We start from the raw sequence: 26,173 nt of genomic DNA on the forward strand, positions 1-26,173 counted from the left end.
TCGAGATGTTTTCGGGGTTCGTTGCCCTGGTTGAGCGTCAGGGGTGGCTGGGAAGCTACTCGCTTTTCTGTGGGGGAGTGCCGAGCTTCCTCAGGCTACCGTCCTGCGGGATCTCGCCTACCTCCTTTCTCCCACGGGAGTCTCGCAGCTTCCCAACCACCCCATTCGATGTAGGAGAGAAACGAACCCCTTTACTTTGAGATTGCGCCTTCCCACTATCCTGGTTTTATAAGCATAGAGCGCTCTACAACAAGCTTTCCAATGCAAATTATTCCGAAAGTGGTTTCGAGAAACTTATATGGCAAAGGGGCGGAGGGGAATGGCGAGACTCCTATCTTAAGTGTGCAGGCGCCTTGATCAGCGGCGTATGGACTGGACTAAGCTGGAGGAGATAAAGGAAACACGAAGAACGGAGTGATTCGATGTTGACTTATCGTACAGAAGCCAGGGAAGTCTCACTAGCCGCTAGGCGCCGGAACCGGATATCGAAGAGGAAAAAAGGGCATGGTGAGACCCCACAGGACGCAGTCCGAGGAGGCTAAAAAGAATAGAGGAAGTTCGATTAAGTTCGGCACGTCCTGTGCCAACATCGAACGACCCCACTTCGTGTGGTGCCCCACGGAAAGCGAGCTATTCCCCTCCGCCCCATCCACTCAACAAAAGTCTCGAAACTGAGTCTTCAAGTATAGGAAGCGATAGTGAAATATTAAGTGATGGATAGAGGTAAGCTTATAAACAAATGACTTTTCATTTTTTCTGATTTAAGCAATAATGTAGGATAGTGATCCTCTTGAAGGAGTGAAAGAAAATGATCGAACAAGAAAAACATGTACTTGTTATTTTCCCGCATCCCGATGACGAAGCTTTTGGAGTTTCCGGGACAATTACATCTTATATAAAACAAGGAACCCCTCTTACCTATGCATGCCTTACGCTAGGAGAAATGGGTCGTAATCTCGGTAAGCCAACCTTTGCAACGAGAGAGTCCCTGCCTGAAATCAGAAGAAAAGAATTGATGAAAGCGGCGGAAGCCATGGGCATTGAAGACCTTCGCATGATGGGTTTGAGAGATAAGACGCTTGAATTTGAAGATGATCGTGAAATGAAGGATATGGTCCACCAATTGGTTGATGAACTCCAACCATCTTTGGTAATCAGTTTCTATCCTGGCTTTGCCGTCCACCCCGATCATGAAGCGACTGCACGCGCGGTCGTGCGGGCTTTGAGAGAAATAGATGAAAAAGATCGACCAAAGTTTCACGCGGTGGCTTTTGCGAATGATACCGAAGAGAAGTTGGGACAGCCTGATATCATCAATGACATCCGATCTGTTCAAAAAGAAAAATTATCAGCGATGCGCGCCCATATCTCACAAACCGCTCGAATGCTCGAAATGCTCGAAGAAGGCATCAAGGTCAATGACCCAGAAGCATTGAAATGGGTGACAGACGAACGCTTTTACACCTATGATTGGAATAACGACAACGTCGAGTAGAGGGCAGCTTTAAAAAGCTCCCCTCTTTTTTTTTGAAATTATCAAGGATTGTCACAAGATAGTCTAAAATCATTCAAGAATGTCAAAGCTTTAGATGATATCCTGATTGTAGGTGTTATCTACCTACGACTCCAATACACAGATAAAGGAGATGCCTCATGAAAAAAGTATTCTTATTTATTATTTTATTACTTGTGGTGAGTGCTTGTTCTGCAAACAATAACGAGCAGGATTCCTCATCAGAGGAGGAAAGTAACGATGCTGCTGAAGTTCCTGAAGTACAAGTGGAATTTGAGCATGAACCTCTGCCTGTAAACAAAAAAACGACCATTCAAGCATCTGTCACCCAAGGTGGAGAACCTGTGCCGGATGCAGAATATGTGAAATTTGAAATTTGGCAAAGTGAAGATGGACAGGATTCATCTGAAACGATTAAAGCAAAGCATAAAGAAGGCGGCATTTATACCATCACCTATAGCTTTGCAAAAGAAGGTACGTATCAGGTGATTGCGCATACCCAGGTCGATGACCTTCATACGATGCCTCAAAACGAGGTGGCCGTTGGGCAGCAAGCAGAGGCCAGTGGACACGAGCATGGTGATAGCAGTGGAAAGTTCATGGTCCACTTGATGACAGAACAAACCTTTCAAGCTGGAGAAGCATCGACACTGACTACCCATATCAACCACATGGAAGAACCTTTTTCTGAAGCACTTGTGCGCTACGAAATCAGTTCGGATCAAATGGAGAAACACATGTATATCGATGCTGAAGAAAAGGAACCTGGGGAGTACACAGCGAATTATACATTCCCACAATCTGGTTCGTACACCATCAACGTTCATTATGAGAAACCAGCAGAGGAAATTCACGGACACCAAAAAGAAAACATCAAAGTTGTCCAATAAAACAAAAAGCCCGGAGCATAGCGATATGCCCCGGGCTTTATTATTGTGTCATTATACTTCTGTGTTTTGAAGTTTTTTCTTCTTCGCCATTTTCTCACGTTCGTTCTTGTTCAAGTATTTCTTACGAAGACGAACATTTTCAGGTGTTACCTCGCAATATTCATCATCATCAAGATACTCGATCGCTTCTTCAAGCGTCATTTGGCGAGTTTTCTTAATTGTATTTGTCGTATCTTTGTTCGCCGAACGGATGTTGGTCAAGTGTTTCTCTTTCGTAATGTTGACGGTAAGATCGTTTTCACGGTTGTGCTCACCTACGATCATCCCTTCATACACTTCTGTACCAGGTTCAACGAAGATAGTTCCACGATCTTCAAGGTTCATGATTCCATAAGTGGATGCTTTCCCTTTATCAAGAGAAACCAGAACACCTTCTCGACGGCCGCCGACTTGACCTTTTACAAGTGGAGCATAGCCATCAAAGGTATGGTTAAGAATTCCATATCCGCGAGTTTGTGTCATGAACTCTGTAGAATAGCCAATCAGACCACGAGATGGCACTAGGAACTCAAGACGTACTTGACCATTTCCATCGTTGACCATGTCCTGCATTTCACCTTTACGGTAACCAATGGATTCCATAACCGCACCTTGGTATTCTGCAGGTGTATCAATTTGAACACGTTCTACCGGTTCACACGTTTGTCCATCGATTTCTTTCAGAATTACCTTCGGCTTGGAAAGTTGAAGCTCATACCCTTCACGACGCATATTTTCTACTAGGATAGAAAGGTGTAGTTCACCACGTCCTGAAACCGTAAAGGCATCCGGAGAATCTGTTGGGTCGACACGCAGGCTGACATCAGTCTCAAGCTGTGTCATCAAACGTTCTTCAATCTGACGGGACGTTACATATTTTCCTTCTCGACCAGCAAACGGACTGTTATTGACAAGGAACGTCATTTGTAGTGTCGGTTCGTCAATACGAGGGATTTCCATCGCATTCTGGTGTTCAGGCAGACAGACCGTTTCTCCGACGTTAATATCTTCCAAGCCAGCCAGGGCGATAATATCTCCAGCTTTTGCTTCTTCAATTTCAACACGTTTCAAACCGATGAAACCGAACAATTTGGAAACACGGAAGTTCTTCACTGATCCATCTTTCTTCATCAAGGATACCTGCTGACCTACTTTGATCGAGCCATTGAAGACACGTCCAACTCCAATACGTCCAAGATAGTCATTGTAATCAAGCAACGTGACTTGGAATTGTAGTGGTTCTTCTTTTGTATCCACAGGAGCTGGAATGTTGTTCATGATCAACTTAAAAATTGGATCCATCGTTTCCTGCTGGTCTTCTGGTTCATCTCCAGAAGTTCCGTTTAGTGCAGAAGCATAGACGACAGGGAATTCCAACTGCTCATCATCAGCACCAAGTTCGATGAACAGATCCAGAACTTCATCGACTACCTCATCCGGGCGAGCATTCGGGCGGTCGATTTTGTTCAATACGACAACCGGTGTCAATTTTTGTTCCAATGCTTTTTTCAACACAAAACGTGTTTGGGGCATACAGCCTTCGTAAGCATCGACAACAAGAAGTACACCGTCAACCATTTTAAGGATACGTTCTACTTCCCCACCGAAGTCAGCGTGACCAGGGGTATCTAAAATATTTATACGCGCATCATTATAATTGATGGCGGTATTTTTGGCTAAAATCGTGATGCCGCGTTCTTTCTCCAAATCATTAGAGTCCATAGCGCGCTCATCGACATGCTCGTTATCACGGAAAGTTCCGGAATAGTGAAGCATTTGGTCGACCAATGTTGTTTTTCCGTGGTCAACGTGTGCGATGATCGCGATATTACGAATATCATCTCTGTGTTGCATGAAGCACACACCTCTTTCGTATCACAAATTATTCAACCCTTCTATTATAACATAGTTCTATTACCATAGATACCAGCTTTACATATCGTTAATATCAGGATCCACAGATCACCTTTTTCTGTTTCACTCCTTGACTCCGTACTCACCCATCATTTATTCCCAGGTGTACCTGGTACACAACATAGAGAGGATTGCGTAAATGGTACAGGAAAGAGTACAATATAGGGCAGTTCGTACCTGGTACCAATATGTACGATTAACGCACCGGGTATTCAGTAATTTAGGAAATTAGGTGTAGAAATGAAAACGAAACGTATGGGGGATTGGCTTGAGGTCATCATCCCTGATCAATGGGACGGGTTGACAATCGAAAAAATTCTGAAGAAAAAATGGAATGTACCACGAAAATTGATGCATAGTTTTCGTTCCAACAAAGAAGTGACTTTAAACAATGAGAATCCTCATTGGAAGACAGCGACAGTCAAAAGTGGCGATATTTTACGTGTTCGGCTTTTCCGTCCGCAACCACTTGAAGTGACGCCGACTTATATGGGTATTGACGTCATTTACGAGGATGATCATATACTGGTTGTCAATAAGCCGGCCGGCGTGTTCACACATCCGAATACCCCGCACGAGCATGACACCCTGGTCAATGGAGTCGCTTTTTATTTTCAAATGAATGGCATTGAGGCCACCCCGAAATACGTACATCGCCTCGACCGCGATACTTCAGGGGCCATCCTTTTTGCCAAGCATGATCTTGCTATTGCCATGTTGGGAAAAGAACTGCAGGAGCGGAAAATCAAAAGGACGTATTTGGCCTGGGCTCATGGGAAGCTGAAGCCACGTCGTGGAAAGATTGAAAAACCGATCGGAAAAGACCGCCATCACCCTGTGAGAAGACGAGTCTCACAAGGTGGCCAGCATGCAGAAACACATTACGAAGTTCTTTCGTACGATACATCCCATGATGCCTCTCTTGTGAAATTACAGTTACAAACCGGCAGGACCCATCAAATTCGCGTACACCTCAGTCATATCGGTCACCCGCTCCTCGGGGACGAAATGTACGGTGGAAAAGGAAGCATCGATTATAAACAGGCGCTCCATGCTGCAAGGCTTACATTGATCCACCCGTTCACAGAAAAGGAAATTCAGTGTCTGGCCATGCCCGCCAGTGATTCGCCATTATTTACAAATGAACAGGTGAAATCTTTAGACCCATCATCCTCAACATAAAAGAAACCGCTCCCCTTAGGAGCGGTTTCTTTTCATTTGATAGAATCATAAAGTTCGTCATATTTCACAGCACAGGAAAGGTCAAGTTCTGTAAGTCCCTTCGCATTCCAAGAAGTCAGTTTCAAGGTAACCATTTTATAGTCGATGCTGATGAACGGATGGTGTTGGATATCCTCTGAATACTCAGCGATATGATTAACGAACTGGACGCCTGTCAGGAATTCACCAAACCGGTACCGCTTAACAATGAATTTATCATCCGTCAGCTTCCAACCGTCTAACTGGGAAACTCGCGCTTCCTTTTCTTCTTGTGGGATTAACTTTTCCTCCATCTTTCACTCCTCCTCCTTCTTCTGATTAAACCAATTCCATGAATGACTCAAGGTCAGAAAGGCACAAATCTAATGCATGCACCCAGAAATCCTGCTTTTCTAGATCTACATCCAGATGTTTCTTCGCAAGGTCCTCCACGGTCATTCTCCCTGTATCCTGAAGCAGAGCAATATATCGCTCTTCAAATGCCGGCCCTACTTCAATGGCTTTCGCGTATATTCCCATGCTGAACAGATAACCAAAAGTGTAAGGGAAGTTATAAAAAGGTACATCCGTGATATGGAAATGTAACTTGGAAGCCCAGAATGTCGGATCGTACTCGTCTAACGTTTGAACGTAAGCTTCCTGCTGAGCCTCTGTCATCAACTCGTTCAATCTCTCCGTTGAAACGACCCCTTGCTTGCGTTCGTCATAAAAACGCGTTTCAAACAAGAACCTTGCATGGATATTCATAAAAAAGGCGACACTACGCTGAACTTTATCTTCCAAAAGCACAAGTTTTTCAGCTTCCGTAGCTGCCTCTTTAACGGCCGCATCCGCAACAATCATCTCTGCAAATGTCGATGCCGTTTCAGCAACGTTCATCGCATACCCTTGATTCAACTCAGGTAATTCATCCATTACGTGCTGGTGATAAGCATGGCCAAGTTCATGAGCAAGGGTCGCTACACTGGACGGACTACCTGAATAAGTCATGAAAATTCTCGTTTCACCGCTGTCAGGGAAGCTCGTACAAAATCCACCCGGTTGTTTTCCAGGGCGGTCCTCTGCTTCAATCCACCTTTTTTCAAAAGCCATTTCAGCAAAATCCGCCATTTTGGGGCTGAACTTCCTAAACTGCTGGATAATGAACGCTGCCCCTTCTTGAAAACTCATTTTCTGATTGGCTTCTCCGAGCGGTGCTTCTACGTCATAAAAACTTAACCTTTCAATCCCTAATTTTTCAGCTTTCTTTTTCATATAGGGGACGTAATGTTTTTTATATTTCGTAATCGTCTCCCACATGGCATCTAACGTCCTTTGGCTCATCCGATTGTATTCGAGCGGCTCTTTCAGGACATTTTCCCAACGGCGGTGTTTATAGGTCTGGAGCCTGAAACCTGACAAATGATTCAGCGTTTCTGTAAACAGATCGGAAGCCTCCCCCCATGTCTCCTGAAGTTTATCAAAAGCTTCTTTCCTAACCGAACGATCGGGGTCATCCAATTGATTAGATGCTTGACCTACAGATAACTTTTCCCCATTCATCTCAATGGATAACTTCGCAACAAGAGCATCGTACATTTGCCCCCACGCATGATATCCATCAACCCCCAAATCATTGATGAGAGATTCTTTGCCTACTTCTAATTTGTCCTTAGCAAGAGAACGTCTCTCATTCAATACAAAGGATATGGCTTGAAAAGGGGCCTGGTTCAATAAGGATTTCCATACATCATCATCGACCTGAACAAATACCTGGTCCATTTCAGTTAATGCATTCCCTAAACGGGCACCCAGTTCACTTCTTTTCGATTGCCACATACTCGCTTTTCTATCATGAACATTTTGTGCACTTAGACAACTTACAAAAGCGCCAAATTCACTTAATTGCTTTGACACCACTTGCATAATCTCTACAATTTGGTTGAGTTCCCCTGTTTGGTCTGTATTTTTTGGAGGTGTAAACGTACGAATGGATGCTTCCAGATCATCCATCAGGCGTTCAGTCTTCCTCACATACTCTTTCAACTCATTGGAATCACTACCTCCATTAAAAATGGAGTCTAAATCCCATGTCATCTCATAAGTTCCCATTACAACTTCCCCTCTCTTTATGTAGATTCTTCCATCAAGAAAACCTCTTTCATTATATCAGAATCTTCTAACGATCTCTTAGATCCTCCTTCTTCTACTTCCCTCGCATTTTGTCACATTTGGTTGAAATGTTTTTGATATGTTATTGTAATATAAATGAAACCTTTCTGACTATTCAATCGTATTATTAAGTAGAATGTTTTAAGCTAGTCCGCTCCGATTTTTAATACCAGTCATTCGAAAGGGGATATCAAAATATGAAAAAAAGAATTCAATACGATGCCACTGAAATCGCAAGTGTTGCAGGAGGTTCGGCTATTCTCACCACCCTTCTCTATCTAACCATCTATATATTATAATGACCCAAAAAGCTCCCATTCCTATGGGAGCTTTTTTCATGTACACTTTTTTCATATAAGCTCCAGAGTGTTGAAGGCTTAGTTTCGAGATATTTTCAGGGTTCGTTGCCCAGGTTGAGCGTCAGGGGTGGCTGAGAAGCTACTCGCTTTCCTGTGGGGGGGGGGTGGCGAGCTTCCTCGGGCTAAAGCCCTGCGGGATCTCGCCTATCTCCTTTCTCCCACGGGAGTCTCGCAGCTTCCCAACCACCCCATCTCATGTAAGAAAAAACGAACCCCTTTACCAAATTGGATTGTCTTCCACTATCTCGATTGAAGCATAAAACGCTCTGTATCAAGCTTTCAGGATTTTAATACCTGAGCATAGGAGTTTTATCCTTATACTCGCACCAAACTAAATAGCAGATTATACGAGAAGTGGTTTCGAGACACTGATATAGAAAAGGGGCGGAGGGGAATGGCGAGACTCCTGCGGGAAAAAAGTGCAGGGTGAGACCCCACAGGACGTAGTCCGAGGAGGCTCAAAGAATAGTTGCAGTTCGATTAAGTTCGGCACGTCCTGTGCCAACATCGAACGACCCCACCTCGTGTGGGGCCCCGCGGAAAGCGAGCTATTCCCTGCAGCACCCATCCACTCAACAAAAGTCTCGAAACTGAGTCTTCAACAATCCTGCCATATAGTTGAATAACTATGCTTCTGCTTAATGTGCAACCTTTATGGTTAGTTTTCTGGGGTGTTTCTCATTATAATAGAAAATAGTTGATTAAAATGAAGGAGGATTCCTTTTGTTTCAGGACCATGGCGGTTATCAGAAAATGCTGCAACCAGACCAAATCACATTCGGCTTGACTATCCCAATTGAGAACTATGACCAGTCCCCTCCAGTGATGAACAACCAAATACAAATGGCACAACTAGCTGAAGAATTAAACTTTCATTCTCTTTGGTTTCAGGACGTTCTATTAGAAGACCCTACTTTTGAAGACCCAGCGACAGGACAGATTTTTGATAGTTTGATTTATTTAACCTACATGGCGGCCCATACGAAGAGAATCAATCTAGGAACAGCTGCCCTTGTCATGCCGCTCCGCCATCCTTTAAGAACGGCAAAAGAAGTGGCGAGTATTGAGAAACTTTTCCCAGAGCGGCTGATGTTCGGGATTTCATCTGGAGATCGAAGAAAGGACTTTGAAGGATTAAATATTCCCATTATGGAGCGGAGTGAATGGTTCAGGGAAGCGTTCCATTTATTCAACCAAGCCATCTACAATGAATTTCCTGAGGTTCAATCTTCTTTTGGAACGATGAATCGGTCAAACATCGTACCAAAGCCAGAAAAACGCATCCCAACCTTTATGACAGGCTATTGCCAACAGACACTGGATTGGGTTGCTGAACATGGAGACGGATGGATGTTTTATCCACAACGACCAGCTCAGCAGAAAGAAACCATCTCTCAGTACAGAGAGAAAGTGAAGCAATTCCATGGCGAATCCGCATTCCGTCCTTTCTTCATGCCACTTCCTTTACAGCTTGAAGAAAACCCAGATGCTCCTATTGAAAAAATACCTGCTGGATATAAAGTTGGGAGAAAGGGGCTGATGGATCTTATTGAGCAGTATCGTTCCATCGGCGTTAACCATTTAATGTTCGGTCTTTCCAAAAACCAAAGACCAGTAAAGGAAGTGGTGCAGGAACTTGGAGAAGAAGTCCTCCCTCCATTCGAAATAAAGGAGTAACAAAAGGAAGGAGAGATTGATTTTGACTAAACCGGAAATTTTGCTCGTAGGAACGTTTCACATGTCTTTGAACCCTGAAATGGTCAATGATCAACAAGAGGAAATTCGCGAAATCGTTGATTCACTAAAAAAATTCAAGCCGACGAAAATCACTGTTGAAAAACCTTTCTTAATAGAGGAAGAAATGGAGCGTAAATATTCAGCCTTTAAAAATAACACCCTCACGCCCACTTACGATGAAGTGGAACAATTTGCTTTCCGTATTGCCAATGAAATGAACTTGCCATCTGTTCATCCGGTAGACGAAATAGTAGATATGTCCACACCGTCACTCAACCAGGTCTTTGAGTGGGCCAAAGAACATCAACCTTCCTTGTTCAAAGAAATCATGGATGTTCAAAATAGGCTTAAGTCGATGGAAAAAAATGAAACGATCAAAAGCATTTTACATTACGTCAATGATCCAGACTATAGCAAAGAACTTCAAAGGATTTATATGAAGTTGGCACGAGTCGGAGACAGACAACATCAAGTCGGGGTCCAGTGGCTGAAGCAGTGGCATCACCGTGATCTTGCGATAGCTGCAAATATCTCAAGACTCGCGGAGAAGGGGGACCGCATCCTCGTTCTCATTGGCGGGGACCACCTGCACCTGCTGCAGCAATTCTTAACCGATAGCGGTGACTTTAAGCTTCTCACTGCCAAACCTTACCTTCCTCAATAAGGTTCATCGCTGAGTCTAATTCCAAATAAAAAAGAGGTTTTCCTAAGTTTAGGAAAACCTCTTTTTGTATTAATCCTGATCGTGTTTATCTTCCAGGGCTTCAAGAGCCGAACGTTTTTTCTTCTTCTTGCGGTTTTTCCAACGTCTAATATGAATCGTACTTGGTTCATAATCATCAGATTCACGTATATCTGTATTGGATGCTTTCATAAATGACCACGCAAGTAAGAACATAATTATAATCAGCGGGAAACCACCGACGATACTTGCTGTCTGCAAGGTATCCAGTCCACCGAGGAACATAAGCGCAAGCGGCATCAAGCACAATGCGAATGCCCAGAAGAGACGGTTCCAACGTAAAGGTTCCCCTTCAACATTTTTCTGAACGACTGAAGCAAGAATGTAAGATGATGAATCGAAAGTCGTTGCAAGGAAAATGATCGCTAGAATGGTAAAGATTAATACCATGAATTTCGCTAACGGAAGTTGGTTGATGATTTCAACAATGGTCGCAGGCGCACCATTCGCATCCATAAATGCGATAGCATCGAACTGTCCTGTCAACTGCATGTACAAACCGAAGTTCCCCATGATTCCGAAGAAAAGGACACAACCAAGCGTTCCGTACACCATTGTTCCAAGTACCATCTGACGTATCGTACGTCCTCTGGAAATACGTGCAACAAACAACCCGACAAACGGAGCGTATACAAGCCACCAAGCCCAATAGAAAATGGTCCAATACTCAGGGAAGCTTGTACTTTCAAACTGACCTAAATTTCCGAAAGGCTCCATCCAAGTCGCCATCTTGAAGAAATTGTCCGCCAATATTCCCAGCGCGTTGAACGTTGTCTCACTGATGAATCGCGTCGGTCCAAAGATGAAGATAAAGGCCAGCAGGAAGATTGACAGCCACAAGTTCACATCACTGAGGACTTTAATTCCTCGTTTAAGGCCTGAATATGAACTGATCGCAAAGATCAATGTACACAATAACATAATGACTGTTTTAAGACCTAAGTTGGCTGGTATACCAGTCAAACTATTGATTCCCTGTGCAATCATTGGTGTACCGAGGGCAAGGGTCGTCCCAGCTCCTCCCAATAGTCCGAACATGAATAACACATCGATGACGTTTCCAAGTGGGCCGTCAACAGAATCACCTAACACCGGGCGGACAGCCTCACTAACTTTAAGTACAGGTTTTTTTCGAACGTAGTAAAAATAAGCAATCGGCAGAGCCGGCAATGTATAGATCGCCCAAGCGATTGGTCCCCAGTGGAACATTCCATAGGCCGATGCCCATTGAATCGCCTCTTTGGATCCCGGTTCTACACCAAACGGGGGTCCCTGGTAATAATACGCCCATTCAATAACTGCCCAGTATAGGATACTTGAGCCGATTCCGGCAGCAAATAGCATAGCCGCCCAGGAGAATGTATTGAACTCAGGCTTCTCTCCTTCGTCCCCTAGTTTAATCGAACCATTTTTACTAAAAGCAACATATACCAGAAAAGCGAAAATAACAAAGCCCATAATCATATAAAGGACACCAAAGTTTTCCGTCATGAACGTATTTGCTTGTGATACAACCTCTTTACCGGCTTCCGGGAAGATGATCAGTGGTAGCGTAACACCGAGCAACAACACAAGAGCGCCGATAAACGTTGGCCAATCAATTAATTTTGTTTTCAAATGACATACATCCTTTCTACATCTTCTTTCATTAGTTTGTTCTGCATGAGGTAAAACATTCAACTTTGCGGGGGTATGTACGGAGAAAAACACGAGCTTCATTCTAACAAGTGTAAAGACAGAAGGCAAATGAGTATGTATGTTTTATACCCTATCTAGGAAAAAAGTAACGTAATCTTTGTCGTAAATTGACAAAAAGAAAATAAAAGTGGAAAGTTAAAAGAAAGAAATCGTGGAGATGAGGTGGGAAAATGGTGTCCGAACAGAAGAAAAAGTGGGATGATCGTCTTAATCCTTTATATTTCCCACTCTTTACAGCCATTCCAGTGGAAAGTTGGCTTACCCTCAAGCCCTCTCCCTTTTCCGGCGTTGAAGTAACCTTATATATCATTGGTGTGCTTTTTTTAATTTTTGCAGGAGCCGTTGAAACTAACAGCGAGGAAGGAAAACACAGAGCCATTGGTTACATTTACTTGTTATCCGCGTTGTTATTCGGAAGTATTGGGCTGTTCAAATGGCTCACCTAATTATTAAATAAAAAACAACCAGGGAAGAATCATAGGGATCAAAATGATAATGGTGACAATTAGCCAAGCACTTGAATTTTCGCTTGTCAGTTGTTTACGATAAGACATCCCCCAAGCTAAAAATAACAGAACCGTCATCATAATGCTTCGCAAATGGAATTCCCCATCTTTATTGTTCATGAAAATATATACAGCACCTTCGGCTAAAATCAGGATTCCGACGATGATATTAAAAATATGCGTAAACCATTTATTCATGGATCACAGACCTCCTTACATCCTCTTTTATCTTTATCCTTTCCAAGTATATTACAACCTCATCCATAAGGAAAAGAACAAAACCATCATGTAGAATGGCCCTCCAATCTCTTCTAGCTAACTTTATTCAACAATAGGGCAGGATTCTAGAATACCCAGTTTCGAGACTTTTGTTGAGTGGATGGGGGCTACAGGGAATAGCTCGCTTTCCGCGGGGCCCCACACGAGGTGGGATCGTTCGATGTTGGCACAGGACGTCCCGAACTTAATCGAACTTCAACTATTCTTTGAGCCTCCTCGGACTGCGTCCTGTCGGGTCTCACCCTGCACTTTTTTCCCTCTTAAATATCCGGTTCCGGCGCCTAGCGGCTAGCGAGACTTCCCTCGCTTCTGTACGATAAGTCAACATCGAATCACTCCGTTCTTCGTGTTTCCTTTATCTCCGCCAGCTCCGTCCAGTCCATACGCCGCATCAATGCGCCTGCACACTTAAGATAGGAGTCTCGCCATTCCCCTTCGCCCTTTACCAAGGAAGATTCTCGAAACCACTACTGGAAAAATCAGCTTGTATGAGTGTTGGAAGTGGATGATAATAACTCTCCCCAGCGGGCATTTAGAACGTAAATGCTTGATTCAGAGCGCTTATGACGCGAGTGTTTGGGCGATGGAGCTAGACGAGTAGCTTCCCAGCCATCCCTCACGCTCAATCCAGGTAACGAACCCAGAAACATCTCGAAACTGAGTCTTAAAGTATAGGGAGCTATTTTGGAGGATGGTGAAATGAAAGAACCGGTTGGAATGGGGTTCCAACCGGCTAGAGTGTTTCGATTAATCCTTTAAGATCCTGCGTCATTTCATACATGGTGCCACTTTCGCGAAGAATCTTCCAATAACCTTCGTAGAAATACACTTCCAATAAGGTATTTCCCTCGCACGAAAGCTTAAGCGCCCCTTCCACTTCTGATAGTGGAGACGATCCCTGCCTAGGCGGGCTGTTCTTCATTGCTTCCAGAAACCTGCGCACTTCCTTTTCCTTCTCTAGTTTGTATGCTCTTCTTTCAGTTTCTAAGTCGTAGTATGTGATTGTGACAGGCCTTTCATATTCAGTCCAATGATAGGGAGTAATATCATCCTGGTTGAACGCTACAGGATTGAAAAAATACCTTTGATCGATGTATATGTAGGCACTAAACGCGACAATGATAAGCCCACCAAAAATGAATAATTTTTTTCCCATTCTTCCACCTCTTCACAAAATCCATCCTCATGCCTCTACATTTTATACGAATAAAAAGAGGTGGCGGTTTCATTTTTTTCAAAATACTTCCTGTTTTTTAAAAAAGAAAAAGACGGAGTCAGTTCTCCGCCTTTTGCTATCTTATAATTTAGGATAACCCAAAACTGTTTTCACTTCTAAATATTCCTCAATACCATAATCGCCCCATTCTCTTCCTATGCCAGACTGTTTATATCCACCAAATGGTGCGGCGAAATCTGCTTCTGCATCATTGATTTTCACACGCCCCGCTCGGATACTGGAGGCAACCTTCGCGAGTGTCTGTTCATCTTCCCCGAACACATACCCTGCAAGACCATATTTAACATCATTGGAAATTTCGATGGCTTCTTCTATCGTGTCATAGGTAATCAAACATGTGACCGGGCCGAAAATTTCCTCTTGGGCGATGACCATATCATTATTCACATTTGTGAACACTGTAGGTTTAGCATAATAGCCTTTGTCTAATCCTTCAGGCTTCCCTGTTCCTCCTACAAGAAGTGTAGCCCCTTCTTCTTGTCCTTTTTCAATATATGATTGAACGGTGTCCCACTGTTTTTTTGAAACCAATGGACCGATATGGTTATCTCCTTGAGGATCGCCGACAGGGAATTCTGGTAGCACTTTTTTAATAGCCTCTTCAAATGAGTCTTTCATAGAGGCAGGCACTAGTACTCTTGTGGCAGCTGAACAAACCTGACCACTATTTGTAGCGATGTGACTGACAGCAGCACGAGCCGCTTTTTCAACATCCGCATCTTCAAGCACGACTAATGGAGATTTCCCTCCCAGTTCAAGTGCGACGTTAGCGATGCGTTCAGATGCGTTCTCCATGATTTTTTGACCTACAGCACCAGAGCCCGTAAATGATACAAAATCAATATCTGGATGTGAGCTGATGCCATCACCAATAACTGAACCCGATCCATTCACTAAGTTGAAAGCTCCTTTAGGTACACCGACCTTGTCAAAGATTTCAGTCAATATGATGGCCGCAAAAGGTGTCAACTCTGCCGGCTTCGCAACCACGGGACTTCCCGCAGCAAACGCACTGGCGATTTTAGTTGAAATTTGGTTTGTTGGGAAATTCCATGGGGTGATCAAGCCGCTGACGCCCACCGAATCCTTCATGACCGTATGGCCTCCGCGATCTTCAATAAATGAAAAATTTCTTAACGATTCTGCCGCTTGTGAAAAATGATTATATCCCATCATGTAATGGACGTTTTCAGAAATGGATTTTGGTGAACCCAATTCTTCCGTAATGGTCTCAATAATTTCTTCTTTACGGTTCTCGTATTCAGCAGCTATGTTTTCGAGCATTTTAATTCTTTCTTCCTTAGAGGTTTGGGAGAAGGATGGAAAAGCATCCCGTGCCGCCTGCACTGCCTTATCCAAATCCTCTTTCGTACCAAGACTAATGGTACCGATGACTTCTTCTGTTGCAGGGTTGATGACATCCTCTGTTTCGTTTCCTGTAGATTCTACCCATTCACCGTTTATATAATGCTTTAAATAGTTACGCATTTTCATTTCTCCTTTATTGAAAGAAAATTTTATTTACCATTTACTTGCTACATGGAGAATGTATCCGAATTTTCCCATTTCGAAACATTCCCCTGCTTTCCAAACGGCTTTCACTCGACTATAATGGGGAGAACAAAAAGGAAGGATGAGTGTTGATGACTTCGACCAACCAACAAATTCAACATTACTTAACCAAGAATGAGGATAAAGCGCGCTTGCTCGTCAGTTGTCCAGACAAACCAGGAATCGTTTCCAGTATCTCAACATTCCTCTATGAACATGGAGCAAACATTGTGGAATCGAATCAATTTACGACAGATCATGAAGAAGGAACTTTCTTCCTGCGTATCGTATTCGCTTCAGAAGATATGAAGTCGAAGGAAGAAACAATAAGAGCAGACTTCCATGCCCTTGCCGACCAATTTGAGATGACCTGGCGAATGACTTTCCTGCATGAACTGAAACGCACAGCTATTTTTGTATCCAAGGAACTTCATTGCTTGCGTGAACTTTTATATGAATGGGAAAGCGGTGACCTCGTGACGGACATTCCACTCGTGATCAGTAACCATGAATCAGCGAGGGAAATTGTCGAGTCGTTTGGTATCCCTTTTTATTACATTCCTGCAAATAAAGAGATCCGTGAAGAGGTAGAAGAGCAGCAGTTGGATTTGCTGGAAGAGTACAATATCGATTTAATTATCTTAGCCAGATACATGCAAATCCTCACCCCTAAGTTTGTAGACAGTCATCCATCTAAGATTATTAACATTCACCACTCCTTCTTACCCGCATTCATCGGTGCTAACCCTCACAAACGCGCTTACAAACGTGGGGTCAAGTTGATTGGAGCCACTTCCCATTATGTTACAGACGATCTCGATGAAGGACCGATCATTGAACAAGACGTAATCAGAGTCGACCATAGGAACAGTGTAAATGATCTTAAGAAAAAAGGACGCCTAATCGAACGCAGTGTACTGAACAAAGCCGTTAAATGGGCCCTGGAGGATCGGGTGATCGTTCATAAAAATAAAACCATTGTCTTATAAAGGCTTACCCAAAAAGAAGGACCTGACTGGTTACGTCAGGTCCTTCTTTTTAGCAAGTCATCTCTTTTCCCACATAAAATACTATAAGCATTTTATGTGGGGGGATAGGAATGAATCACATCGTAAAAGCAGGTGAAACCTTAGCACAAATTTCAAAAGATTATCGTACACCCTTGAGAGATATCCTGGCGGCAAACCAAATAGCAAACCCGAATATGATTTTCCCTGGTCAAAAGATCAATATCCCAGGTTTTCCAAACCCAGCTACCATTCCATATCGGATTGATGTATCTACATCCAAACGTCGATTGCGTTTATACAAAAATGGTACATTGCAGAAAGAATACCCGATTGCTGTAGGACGCATGCTATCAGCAACTCCTGTAGGAAACTTCTTTATTATTAACAAAGCTCCAAATCCAGGAGGACCTTATGGAACGATGTGGATGAGCTTATCCAAACAGCATTATGGCATTCATGGAACTAACAATCCTTCCTCTATCGGAAAAGCCGTATCTAAAGGATGTATCCGGATGTTTAATAAAGATGTAGAAGAGTTAGCAAGAACCATCCCTCTGGGAACTCCTGTTACCATCTCACCTTAAGTGGATCAAAAAAGTCGATGGACATCCATCGACTTTTCACATTCATTCCAACTCTGAACGACTCGTTACCTCTACTCCCTTCAGAGCTTGTGTAGCAAGTCTGTCCGCTTCTCCATTATCTTTCCTTGAAATAACCTCAAAGGAAGGCACAATTCCCATCTGCTTTAGTTTTTCATCAATACGGTCCGCCCAATCATTCAAAGCCTCTTCCATCGTCGGCCACTCATCATTCAGTTGTTTAATCACAACTTGAGAGTCGCCTAAAAACCGGACAGGTATATGATGTACTCCCATAAAGTCCAATTCTTGAATGGCTAAATGTAAGGCTGCGTACTCCGCCTCGTTATTTGTATCTAACTCATCAACAAGAGCATTCATTCGAAAACGCCTGGCTTTCCCACTTTGAGTATAATAGATGACACAACCCAAACCTGCCTTACGCTCCTTTATTTCGTATCCACCATCAAAATAGACGGTAATATCATGAGGTTCCGTTTCAAGATCTTCCAAATATTTTTGTAAATCCTTCCGCTTCCATGTCGTATCATAATCGTCAATAAAGGTAATCGATTTGGCCCGGCCCGTCTTTTCCAGATCCTCTGTTATTAACAACGCCTGCCCAATCGTCATCTCTTCAGATTTAAAGAAAGCCTCTGTTTTCTTTGGAGTTTTATATGTAACTTCCAGTCTGATTTTCATCCATACCCCACCCGCCTAAAAGTTTTCTATGTACTTATTATGGTCTAATCATTTAAGAATATTTTTTATAATCGTTTATAAAAGCCGGTGGCTCTTCCCTCAAATCCAATGGAGTGATAAATCTCATGCGCCTTCTTTCTTTCCGATCTGTTTCCACTATTCAACATAATGGTTTTAGCACCATTGGTGACCGCCCATTCCCCGGCTTTTTCCATGAGCAACCTCCCTATTCCTTTTCCCTGTTCCGTTTCAAGCACAACAAAAGCAATGACCCGCACGTGAGATTCATCTGTATGGTACGCTTCACTGAATATCATCCCGATCATGCCAAGCAGTTCGCCATTCTCTTCATAAACGTAGGTTTGGTATTGTTTTTGTGATATTATCCTTTGCAGCCTGTTTTTCATCTGCTTTTCACTTGATGGATAGCCAAGGGCATCCATCAAAGGAACCATCCCGTATGCATCTTCAAGCTTAGCACTCCGAATCATATGCCCCTCCTTCTTTCCTTACTGAAATTTCCTTTTCAGCATAACAAACCTGAAGGCCTTCCTCGACCTTCAGGTTTGTTATCTTTCACTTATTTCATAACATTCTCTTTTTGACGAAGCTCAACTCTTCGTATTTTTCCAGATGTGGTCTTAGGCAATTCTCGAATGAATTCCACTTTTCTAGGGTATTTGTAAGGCGCTGTCAATTCTTTCACGTGATTTTGAAGATCGGAAACCAACTCTTCGTTTCCTTCAAACCCTTTTTGCAGGACAATATAAGCCTTTACAACGTTTCCACGAACCTCATCCGGGCTTGCAACGACGGCACATTCTTGGACCGCCTCATGTTTGACAAGAGCATCTTCCACCTCAAACGGTCCGATGGTATAACCGGAACTAATGATGATATCATCACTCCTGCCTTCGAACCAAAAATAACCTTCTTCATCCTTTTTAGCCTGATCACCTGTCACGTAATAATTACCTCGGCGAGACATCTTTGTACGCTCAGGATCTTTATAATACTCTTTAAACAAGGCGGGGGTATCAAGATGGACGGCAATGTCTCCTACCTCACCAGCTTCTACAGGAGTTCCCATTTCATCAATGATTTCGACCTGATTTCCTGGCGTCGGACGTCCCATAGACCCAGGGCGCACTTCCATATCTTTCATAATTCCAACAAGAAGCGTATTTTCTGTCTGGCCGTAACCATCCCGTACCGTTACATCATAATGTTTTTGGAATGTGTCGATGACTTCGCGATTTAATGGCTCTCCTGCAGATACGGCACTGTGCAGACCCTCCAATTTATATTCAGATAAATTGTCTACCTTAGCCATCAAACGATATTCAGTCGGGGTACAACAAAGAACATTCACCTCATGCTCATCCATCAAGCTTAAATATTTTTTAGGATCGAATTTACCTTGATAGATCAGACCTTGTGCACCTGTCCCGAGCACAGAGAGGAAAGGACTCCATATCCACTTCTGCCATCCCGGTCCTGCTGTCGCCCAAACCGTGTCTCCATCTTGAATCGCCAACCATTGATCAGCCGCCGTCTTCAAATGGGCATATCCCCACCCATGTGTATGGACCACACCTTTCGGATTTCCCGTCGTACCAGAGGTATAGGAAAGGAATGCCATGTCGTCTCTTGAAGTGTCCGCAAGCGACAACTCCTCACTATGGTCATCCATAAGAGAATCAAGGTCACGCCATCTTTCTTTCGCCCCACCTACAGAAAAAGTAATCAAATCATCAAATTCATTAACTCCATGGAATTGGTCTGTATAGGGGAAATAGCTGATGACACCACTCACTTCTCCGTGTGAAATTCTATACTGTAAATCCTTTGTTCTCAGCATTTCCGAACTTGGAATAACGACAAGTCCTACTTTAAGAGCCGCGATATACACCTGATAAGCTTCAATTAAGCGAGGAATCATCACGAGGACTTTGTCCCCTTGCTTCAATCCTTGTTCAAGGAAAGCGTTTCCAATTTTGTTCGCATTTTTCATTAACTCTTCATATGTAACTTCTTTTTGATCACCTTGCTCATTCAACCATAGCAGAGCTTTTCTTCCCGTTTCTTTTGCGTACTTCTCCATCTCAGAAACGACATTGTACCTTTCAGGAGCAATCAGTTCTTCTCTTTTCATATAGCGGCCTCCTTTATAATGAGCGACTGTTCAGTTTGTCCATATCTATTATAGCAATTTTTCTTAATATTTCAAATAATGAATTATAAATTAATCCTACCACTATCGCGGCCTATTCTTGAAGACTCAGTTTCGAGACTTTTGTTGAGTGGGTGGAGGCTGCGGGGAATAGCTCGCTTTCCGCGGGAGCGAGGTGAGCCTCCTCGGACTGAGTCCTGCGGGCTCTCACCATGCACTTTTTTCCCGCAGGAGTCTCGCCATTCCCCTCCGCCCCTTTACCATATAATTTTCTCGAAACCACTTCTGGAATAAGCAGCAATTTAGCTTGATGAGAGTATATGTATAAAATTCTCATACACAGGTGTTTGAACCATGAAAGCTTGATACAGAGCAATTTATTCTTCTGATAATGGGATAATGAAAGACAATCCAACTTAATAAAGGAAAGCGTTTCTCACATACATCGAATGGGGTGGTTGGGAAGCTGCGAGACTCCCGTGGGAGAAGGAGATAGGCGAGATCCCGCAGGGCTTTAGCCCGAGGACGCTCGGCGCTCCCCCACAGGAAAGCGAGTAGCTTCTCGACCACCCTAACGACAAACAAGGCAACGAACCCGATAACACCTTGAAGCTGAGTCTTACACCATACTGCCAATTTGTTGAATAAAGAGGAGTATTTGAGGGTATGGTACATATACTTGAATTGACAAATTATTTTAACTTTTCATATAATACGTGTAAGCATAAACAGGGAGTGATCATCAGTGGAAGCTCGCCCCGTTCGCAAACAGCTGGGACTGACCAAGTATCAATTATTTCTCATATCTGCCATCATGGTCGCCGCATTCTTATCTGTATCCATGATTACGAAGAATTTCAATTATACGCTGGCTTCTTTGATCACAGTCGTTGTTATTAACCTCAGCATCTTACTTAAAACTGTTCGCCTTCAAAGAAAAAGAGCCTTTAAATCCGGACTGTAACCGTCTGATTTAAAGGCTCTTTTTCTTTTCTTCTATTCTGCTTTTACTTTGGCTTATAGACATGTAGTTCAAGCTTTCTTCCATATGCTGATCAATAAGCACGAGCAAGCGTGGCAAATCTTTATTTCTTAATGCCTCGAGCAAGCGTTCATGTTCTTTGAATCGCTGCTTTTCGTACAGGTCTTCATCGACGAACACATCATACAACATAAGATATACATTGATTTGATTAAGGATTCTCTCTGTAAAATTAACCAAAAACGTATTTTTTGTTTTTAACGCAAGGGTCATATGAAATTGCTTGTTCACATCGAGGTACTCCAGAATATTGCGGTTTTTATAGGCTCTTCTTTCCTGTTCAATCCATTCTTCCAGATGAACGAAATCTTCTTCATTCATCTGGTCATAGATTTGTTCAAGGGTCATTTTCTCTAAATGACGCCTCATGTCAAAGGCTTGCTTCATTTCATCAAGCGTAGGTTCAACAACAAAGGCACCACGATTTGAGTAGATTTTGACTAACCCTTCATCTTCCAGCTTTTTCATTGCATTCCGGATGGGGGTTCGTGAAACCTGTAATTCTTTACCGATCATGTTTTCAACAAGCTGGGTACCTGGAGACAAATGACGAAACAAGATATGGTTCTTCAAATATTCATATACGTCATCCGTTCTGGATTGACGCTCATTGAGCGTACCTGTAAACGTGCGGTTCTGGATGTTATCCCACCTTTTAAGCCAAGCGTTTAAAGTTTTCACCGAGAATTTCATTCATTGAGTGAACTGTAATGAAAGCTTGTTCGTCTATCGCTGTCATATATTTTTTCAAACGCGTGTAGTCTTTGCGGCTTAGTATCGTTGTAATGACTTCTTTGTTTTCTTGATTAAATGCTCCTTTTGCCTGGTGGATGGTAGCCCCTCGTCCAAGCTGATTAACGATAAAATATCGGACTTGTTCACTTTCACGACTAATAATAACGATTTCTTTATTGTCTTCAAACTGTTGCAGCATATAGTCAATAACCAGGCCATTCAGAATGACCCCGAAAAACGCATACATTCCTACAGTTGGCCCGAATAGGAAAATGGATGATGTTGCAATCGCAATATCAGAGAACAAGACACCTTTTCCGACTTCAATAGAAAAGAATTTATTCAAAATCATAGCAAGGATATCTGTACCGCCGGTAGAGGCTCCCTGATGAAATACAAGCGCCATTCCTGATGCGGCGATAATTTGGCCGATGATCAATTGAATGAGAAGGTCATTACTTAAAGGTTCCTGCATCGGAAAAAATGCTTCCAGTCCCCATACCATAAAGGACAGAGCAAAACTTGCATAAATGGTCTTCAAACCAAATTGAAAGCCCAAGAATATAAAACCGACAATAAAGAGTATGATGTTTAAGAAGATCATGATCATTCCTAATGAAAGATCAGGAATGACTTTATTCAGTACGATTGATGCACCACTAACTCCTCCTGTGGCAAGATCGTTTGGTGATAGGAAAAAATGGACGTTTATGGCTACCCCGAGCGCACCTAAGTTCATCAATAGAAAAGACCATACTTTTTTCAGCATCAGAAAGCCTCCTTTTTTATGTGGAAATAAGGTAGAATTTGTCGAACAAAATTGTAGTACAATCGGGATTATAGAGCCCATAAATACGTTTGTAAACAGCTTTGTCTGTAAAAATATATTTTATTTTTTGTAAGCGATTGAACGTAGAATTTTCTAATAACTACAGGGTTTAAAAAGCTGAAATTTCAAAATTTGATGATCTCTTACACCAAAAAAGTTAAGGGATCATTCACAGGTAAAGTTTCCGTTAGGTCTATTTTGTCGAAAACTTTATCTAATTCTTCTCACTTATTAATAAAGCAAATAAAAAAATCATCATCCATTTTGGATGATGATTTTTAATGAGTTCTATTTTGGTAACGTAACGGTAACCTTTGTACCGCTGCCTTTCTGACTTTCGTATGATATTTCTCCATTCAGGTCTGAGACGATCTTCTTGGTGACCATCACTCCTAAACCAGTTCCTTTTTCTTTGGTTGTAAAGAAAGGTTCACCAATTTTGGCAAGCTCTTGTGGTGTTAATCCAGGTCCATTGTCTCTAACGGAAAGCGTTAGGTTAGAACTGGACATTTGTATGCTTACACGAACCTCTCCTCCTAGATCTACAGCATCGATGGCATTTTTGACAAGGTTGATAAGAATTTGATTCAACCGCTTCGGTTCTGTTTCGAACTTGTCTTGTATAGGAGCACAATCAAAGAGAAGATAGATTTGCTTTTCGTTCGCTTCTGGTTCCAACAGCCTTAACACATAGGAAACCAGTTGTTCAGGGTCGATCTGCTCAAGTTGGATGGATGATTTCGGCTTGGATAACATCATGAAGTCCTGGACAATGGCTTCGATACGATTAACTTCGTCAAGAATGATTTCCTGATAGTTATCCCTTAACTCAGGATTAGCTGCTCCAATTTGTAGAAACCCTTTGATCGCTGTCAACGGGTTTTTAATTTCATGTGCAATACCCGCAGACATTTGTGTGATCGTTGACAGCTGCTGCGATTTCTCTTTAAGTTCTAACATCTCTCTGTATTCCGTGACATCCTCATGAATACCAAGAACATAAGAATTCCCGTAATATTCAACTGGAAACCCTTTTGTCCGAATCCATTTCGTTTCTCCTTTAGAACCTAAAAGACGGTATTCAATTTCACTTTCTTTCTTTGCCATTTCGTCTAGAGCTGTTCTTAAAGAAGCACGATCTGCTTCATGAACATGCTCCATCAGCAAATTCGGATCGAGGAAAGCTTCCCGACGAGAGATTCCGAACATTTCCTGAAAAGCTGGACTGACATAATGCAGTTCCTTAAAGTCCGGCTGACTGATCCAAAAGACGTCCTTAATATTATTTGCAAGTAATGCAAATCTTTCTTCTGACGCTCTCAATGCTTTTAATTGATTTTTATATTCTGTTATGTCCTGAAGGAAGACAGTAATCCCCATCTCAGTAGGATGAACTGTGACCTGGACATCTGTATTCGTTCGATTAAGGTAACCTTCAAACTCCACAGTCTCCTGCGTTTCCATCGCTCTTAAATACTGTTGAAAGAAATAATAGTGTTCACGAATCGGAAAGATATCCCATAACTTCTTGAAGTAGTTTTGTAAGAACGGAACCTCTGTCATTTCTTCCATTTTTGGATTGGCATAAGTGACTTCCCAATTGTGATTGATTAATGCCAGGCCGTGTGGGAATTTATCGACCAGATGCATCATTCTTTTTTTCATAGGGGAAGACTCCGCCCCAAACATTTGTATCATATTCCGGTGGTTTTGATATCCAACAGATTGATTCAATGATAAAGTGGCTTCTTTCTGCTTATTCGAAGAGAGAGTCATAGAAGCAGGACCATCGACCGGATCCTTTATACTTTTCAAGGAAAAAGCAATTTGACCATTCGTCAGGTGAACCATTTTGCATTGATATTTATGTTTGTTCGTATCTGTCAACTGGACAGACGATTCTCTGAGACCATCCGTGAGGAGATTATGCAAAACCTTTTGAAGGCGCTGCTGTCCAGTATGACCAAAACTGTGGATCCATTGAGAGAACGACATGTCCGGCTCTTGCAGTTGAAGTGTTCCTTGCATTTGCTGATTTAGCGTAACTGTTTGTAAACGCAAATCCAGTAAACATGCAGGTGTACCATTCAAACTTAAAACATCCAAAATTTCGCCGCTATGCACTTGGTCAGAATACCTCTCTCTAATTACCAATATTAAGACCTCTTTCCTTTTAGCCGTTCAATATTTTCCAGTACGGTTATCATTATAACGTAAGCCTTGACAATTTTGAATATTTTCAAAAAAATTAACCTATTATTTTTCTATTTACTACAAATTATGAGATAGAAGACAAGTTTATGACCATTTTCTTTCTTGATTTCATCCTTCGATACTTCTCCAAAGCGTTAAGGAAGCATAACTTAAATAAGGCTCCCATTCCTTACTCCAGTGATCCATTTGCTCGTATGTCGGTTTAGTTTCCAAGTCGAAATAAAACTTTAACGCATTTTGAATACCAATATCGGCTTTTGGGAAAAGGTTCGGTCGACCAACACCGAACATCATCCAGTTTTCTGCTGTCCAAGGCCCAATCCCTCTAACCTTAACCAGTTGTTTCATAATCTCCTCATCTGATTCATTCGCTAATGTTTCCAAATTCAGCTTCCCGTCCACAATTAAACGCGATGTATCAATAACATATTCTGCTTTTCGCTGACTGAATTGCAATTCTCTTAACGTTTCATAAGGCGTTTCGGCTACAGTTTCAGGGTCGGGATAAAACCATACCCCTTCCTTTTTTGTTCCCAGCGTTTCCACAAACCGGGTACTCAACGTATAAGCGAATTTCATATTCAACTGCTGGTGGATGATGACTTTCATCAAACAGTCATAGAGGTGAAAGTCTTTCACAATGGGTGTCCCCGGGTGTGCTTGAAACATGGTTTTCAAACTTGTATCCAAGAAGTGGTGATGCACTTTTTCTATATCTATATCCCATTGAAATAAATCAGATATGTGAGAGAGCAGCGCTTCTTTATCTTCCTCACTGTCACTCGACACTTCAAATGAAGGATCAGCGGTTGTGCCGAGTCCCTGGACACGGACAATGTGGTGGTTTCCACCTAGCTTCACTGGAACATCAACCCAGCGCTCTTCCCGGTTTAGATTGGTTAAAGGGTCAAACGCCCATCGAAGCAATGTGTAATCAAAATCATAAAAAGTGTTTGCTTTAAACTTTTCTTTCCACAAACTGTTTTTCCTCCCTTTTGTCGGACGATTTGTTTATAAATTGTTAAGAATGGGAACTATGCCCTAATATCC

Annotated in this window: 23 protein-coding genes; 9 read left to right on the forward strand and 14 right to left on the reverse strand. The window is 42.5% G+C overall.

Features of this window, described 5'->3' with window-relative positions; translation table 11 throughout:
* Positions 1-808: 808 nt before the first annotated feature.
* Together bshB2 and ACQ4XT_RS00850 are read left to right on the forward strand one after the other, a co-directional pair.
* A complete protein-coding gene (gene bshB2, locus ACQ4XT_RS00845; RefSeq protein ID WP_446852084.1) occupies positions 809-1,495 on the forward strand; it encodes a bacillithiol biosynthesis deacetylase BshB2 in 687 nt (228 codons plus the stop codon).
* 158 nt (positions 1,496-1,653) lie between these two features.
* A complete protein-coding gene (locus ACQ4XT_RS00850) occupies positions 1,654-2,403 on the forward strand; it encodes a FixH family protein (RefSeq protein ID WP_446852085.1) in 750 nt (249 codons plus the stop codon).
* 51 nt (positions 2,404-2,454) lie between these two features.
* On the opposite strand, the gene typA is transcribed toward ACQ4XT_RS00850, so the two are convergent.
* On the reverse strand, positions 2,455-4,296 hold the full coding sequence (gene typA, locus ACQ4XT_RS00855) for a translational GTPase TypA (protein WP_146815258.1): 1,842 nt from the start codon (positions 4,294-4,296) through the stop codon (positions 2,455-2,457).
* 300 nt (positions 4,297-4,596) lie between these two features.
* Here typA and ACQ4XT_RS00860 point away from each other — a divergent pair, with 300 nt between their 5' ends.
* Positions 4,597-5,538, forward strand: coding sequence for an RluA family pseudouridine synthase (locus ACQ4XT_RS00860; RefSeq protein WP_446852086.1), 942 nt, complete (start codon positions 4,597-4,599; stop codon positions 5,536-5,538).
* A gap of 32 nt (positions 5,539-5,570) precedes the next feature.
* Here ACQ4XT_RS00860 and ACQ4XT_RS00865 read toward each other — a convergent pair whose 3' ends face one another.
* Both ACQ4XT_RS00865 and ACQ4XT_RS00870 read right to left on the reverse strand, forming a co-directional pair.
* Positions 5,571-5,870, reverse strand: coding sequence for a 4a-hydroxytetrahydrobiopterin dehydratase (locus ACQ4XT_RS00865; RefSeq protein ID WP_446852087.1), 300 nt, complete (start codon positions 5,868-5,870; stop codon positions 5,571-5,573).
* A 25-nt stretch (positions 5,871-5,895) separates the two neighbouring features.
* Positions 5,896-7,653: a M3 family oligoendopeptidase gene (locus ACQ4XT_RS00870; RefSeq protein ID WP_446852088.1), complete on the reverse strand. Its 1,758-nt coding sequence runs from the start codon at positions 7,651-7,653 to the stop codon at positions 5,896-5,898.
* A 1,187-nt stretch (positions 7,654-8,840) separates the two neighbouring features.
* On the opposite strand from ACQ4XT_RS00870, the gene ACQ4XT_RS00875 reads away from it, so the two are divergent.
* Together ACQ4XT_RS00875 and ACQ4XT_RS00880 are read left to right on the forward strand one after the other, a co-directional pair.
* On the forward strand, positions 8,841-9,764 hold the full coding sequence (locus ACQ4XT_RS00875) for a TIGR03571 family LLM class oxidoreductase (RefSeq protein WP_446855535.1): 924 nt from the start codon (positions 8,841-8,843) through the stop codon (positions 9,762-9,764).
* Positions 9,765-9,786: 22 nt separating this feature from the next.
* Complete coding sequence (locus ACQ4XT_RS00880) at positions 9,787-10,488, forward strand: DUF5694 domain-containing protein (protein WP_446852089.1); 702 nt, start codon at positions 9,787-9,789, stop codon at positions 10,486-10,488.
* A 69-nt stretch (positions 10,489-10,557) separates the two neighbouring features.
* Here the strand turns inward: ACQ4XT_RS00880 and ACQ4XT_RS00885 are convergent, their stop codons facing one another.
* A complete protein-coding gene (locus ACQ4XT_RS00885) occupies positions 10,558-12,183 on the reverse strand; it encodes a BCCT family transporter (protein ID WP_446852090.1) in 1,626 nt (541 codons plus the stop codon).
* A 254-nt stretch (positions 12,184-12,437) separates the two neighbouring features.
* Here ACQ4XT_RS00885 and ACQ4XT_RS00890 point away from each other — a divergent pair, with 254 nt between their 5' ends.
* Positions 12,438-12,710, forward strand: coding sequence for a hypothetical protein (locus ACQ4XT_RS00890; RefSeq protein WP_446852091.1), 273 nt, complete (start codon positions 12,438-12,440; stop codon positions 12,708-12,710).
* Positions 12,711-12,713: 3 nt separating this feature from the next.
* On the opposite strand, the gene ACQ4XT_RS00895 is transcribed toward ACQ4XT_RS00890, so the two are convergent.
* The 3 genes from ACQ4XT_RS00895 to ACQ4XT_RS00905 all read right to left on the reverse strand — a co-directional run bounded on the left by ACQ4XT_RS00895 (position 12,714) and on the right by ACQ4XT_RS00905 (position 15,774).
* Positions 12,714-12,968, reverse strand: coding sequence for a hypothetical protein (locus ACQ4XT_RS00895; RefSeq protein WP_226587745.1), 255 nt, complete (start codon positions 12,966-12,968; stop codon positions 12,714-12,716).
* 814 nt (positions 12,969-13,782) lie between these two features.
* The gene (locus ACQ4XT_RS00900; RefSeq protein WP_446852092.1) at positions 13,783-14,205 is read right to left on the reverse strand and encodes a hypothetical protein; all 423 of its coding nucleotides are present in this window, start codon (positions 14,203-14,205) and stop codon (positions 13,783-13,785) included.
* 141 nt (positions 14,206-14,346) lie between these two features.
* Positions 14,347-15,774, reverse strand: a complete 1,428-nt coding sequence (locus ACQ4XT_RS00905; RefSeq protein ID WP_446852093.1) for an aldehyde dehydrogenase family protein — start codon at positions 15,772-15,774, stop codon at positions 14,347-14,349.
* Between the two features lie 152 nt (positions 15,775-15,926).
* Here ACQ4XT_RS00905 and purU point away from each other — a divergent pair, with 152 nt between their 5' ends.
* Together purU and ACQ4XT_RS00915 are read left to right on the forward strand one after the other, a co-directional pair.
* A complete protein-coding gene (gene purU, locus ACQ4XT_RS00910) occupies positions 15,927-16,826 on the forward strand; it encodes a formyltetrahydrofolate deformylase (protein ID WP_446852094.1) in 900 nt (299 codons plus the stop codon).
* Between the two features lie 110 nt (positions 16,827-16,936).
* Positions 16,937-17,431, forward strand: coding sequence for a L,D-transpeptidase family protein (locus ACQ4XT_RS00915; RefSeq protein WP_446852095.1), 495 nt, complete (start codon positions 16,937-16,939; stop codon positions 17,429-17,431).
* A gap of 42 nt (positions 17,432-17,473) precedes the next feature.
* On the opposite strand, the gene ACQ4XT_RS00920 is transcribed toward ACQ4XT_RS00915, so the two are convergent.
* The 3 genes from ACQ4XT_RS00920 to mbcS all read right to left on the reverse strand — a co-directional run bounded on the left by ACQ4XT_RS00920 (position 17,474) and on the right by mbcS (position 20,285).
* The gene (locus ACQ4XT_RS00920) at positions 17,474-18,130 is read right to left on the reverse strand and encodes a reverse transcriptase-like protein (RefSeq protein ID WP_446852096.1); all 657 of its coding nucleotides are present in this window, start codon (positions 18,128-18,130) and stop codon (positions 17,474-17,476) included.
* Between the two features lie 65 nt (positions 18,131-18,195).
* Entirely contained in the window at positions 18,196-18,621 is a 426-nt protein-coding gene (locus tag ACQ4XT_RS00925; protein WP_446852097.1) for a GNAT family N-acetyltransferase, read from the reverse strand.
* A gap of 89 nt (positions 18,622-18,710) precedes the next feature.
* On the reverse strand, positions 18,711-20,285 hold the full coding sequence (gene mbcS / locus ACQ4XT_RS00930; RefSeq protein WP_446852098.1) for an acyl-CoA synthetase MbcS: 1,575 nt from the start codon (positions 20,283-20,285) through the stop codon (positions 18,711-18,713).
* Between the two features lie 763 nt (positions 20,286-21,048).
* Between mbcS and ACQ4XT_RS00935 the strand changes: the two genes are divergently transcribed.
* Complete coding sequence (locus ACQ4XT_RS00935; RefSeq protein ID WP_226587761.1) at positions 21,049-21,267, forward strand: hypothetical protein; 219 nt, start codon at positions 21,049-21,051, stop codon at positions 21,265-21,267.
* A 9-nt stretch (positions 21,268-21,276) separates the two neighbouring features.
* On the opposite strand, the gene ACQ4XT_RS00940 is transcribed toward ACQ4XT_RS00935, so the two are convergent.
* The 4 genes from ACQ4XT_RS00940 to ACQ4XT_RS00955 form a co-directional block, all read right to left on the reverse strand.
* A complete protein-coding gene (locus ACQ4XT_RS00940) occupies positions 21,277-22,026 on the reverse strand; it encodes a GntR family transcriptional regulator (RefSeq protein ID WP_446852099.1) in 750 nt (249 codons plus the stop codon).
* Positions 22,001-22,849 (reverse strand): YitT family protein, encoded by an 849-nt coding sequence (locus ACQ4XT_RS00945; RefSeq protein ID WP_446852100.1) that lies wholly within the window; start codon positions 22,847-22,849, stop codon positions 22,001-22,003. Before ACQ4XT_RS00945 ends, ACQ4XT_RS00940 begins: the two co-directional genes overlap by 26 nt.
* A 348-nt stretch (positions 22,850-23,197) precedes the next feature.
* The gene (locus ACQ4XT_RS00950; protein WP_446852101.1) at positions 23,198-25,015 is read right to left on the reverse strand and encodes an ATP-binding protein; all 1,818 of its coding nucleotides are present in this window, start codon (positions 25,013-25,015) and stop codon (positions 23,198-23,200) included.
* A gap of 216 nt (positions 25,016-25,231) precedes the next feature.
* A complete protein-coding gene (locus ACQ4XT_RS00955; RefSeq protein ID WP_446852102.1) occupies positions 25,232-26,101 on the reverse strand; it encodes a DNA-3-methyladenine glycosylase family protein in 870 nt (289 codons plus the stop codon).
* Between the last annotated feature and the right edge of the window lie 72 nt (positions 26,102-26,173).

It is taken from the genome of Halobacillus sp. 12SKB (genome assembly GCF_052941655.1).

Excerpts from the sequence above, each read along its gene's own strand:
- bshB2 (WP_446852084.1), top strand. The coding sequence starts at position 809 with ATGATCGAACAAGAAAAACATGTACTTGTTATTTTCCCGCATCCCGAT.
- ACQ4XT_RS00850 (WP_446852085.1), top strand. The coding sequence starts at position 1,654 with ATGAAAAAAGTATTCTTATTTATTATTTTATTACTTGTGGTGAGTGCT.
- typA (WP_146815258.1), bottom strand. The coding sequence starts at position 4,296 with ATGCAACACAGAGATGATATTCGTAATATCGCGATCATCGCACACGTT.
- ACQ4XT_RS00860 (WP_446852086.1), top strand. The coding sequence starts at position 4,597 with ATGAAAACGAAACGTATGGGGGATTGGCTTGAGGTCATCATCCCTGAT.
- ACQ4XT_RS00865 (WP_446852087.1), bottom strand. The coding sequence starts at position 5,870 with ATGGAGGAAAAGTTAATCCCACAAGAAGAAAAGGAAGCGCGAGTTTCC.
- ACQ4XT_RS00870 (WP_446852088.1), bottom strand. The coding sequence starts at position 7,653 with ATGACATGGGATTTAGACTCCATTTTTAATGGAGGTAGTGATTCCAAT.
- ACQ4XT_RS00875 (WP_446855535.1), top strand. The coding sequence starts at position 8,841 with ATGCTGCAACCAGACCAAATCACATTCGGCTTGACTATCCCAATTGAG.
- ACQ4XT_RS00895 (WP_226587745.1), bottom strand. The coding sequence starts at position 12,968 with ATGAATAAATGGTTTACGCATATTTTTAATATCATCGTCGGAATCCTG.
- ACQ4XT_RS00900 (WP_446852092.1), bottom strand. The coding sequence starts at position 14,205 with ATGGGAAAAAAATTATTCATTTTTGGTGGGCTTATCATTGTCGCGTTT.
- ACQ4XT_RS00905 (WP_446852093.1), bottom strand. The coding sequence starts at position 15,774 with ATGCGTAACTATTTAAAGCATTATATAAACGGTGAATGGGTAGAATCT.
- ACQ4XT_RS00915 (WP_446852095.1), top strand. The coding sequence starts at position 16,937 with ATGAATCACATCGTAAAAGCAGGTGAAACCTTAGCACAAATTTCAAAA.
- ACQ4XT_RS00920 (WP_446852096.1), bottom strand. The coding sequence starts at position 18,130 with ATGAAAATCAGACTGGAAGTTACATATAAAACTCCAAAGAAAACAGAG.
- ACQ4XT_RS00925 (WP_446852097.1), bottom strand. The coding sequence starts at position 18,621 with ATGATTCGGAGTGCTAAGCTTGAAGATGCATACGGGATGGTTCCTTTG.
- mbcS (WP_446852098.1), bottom strand. The coding sequence starts at position 20,285 with ATGAAAAGAGAAGAACTGATTGCTCCTGAAAGGTACAATGTCGTTTCT.
- ACQ4XT_RS00945 (WP_446852100.1), bottom strand. The coding sequence starts at position 22,849 with ATGCTGAAAAAAGTATGGTCTTTTCTATTGATGAACTTAGGTGCGCTC.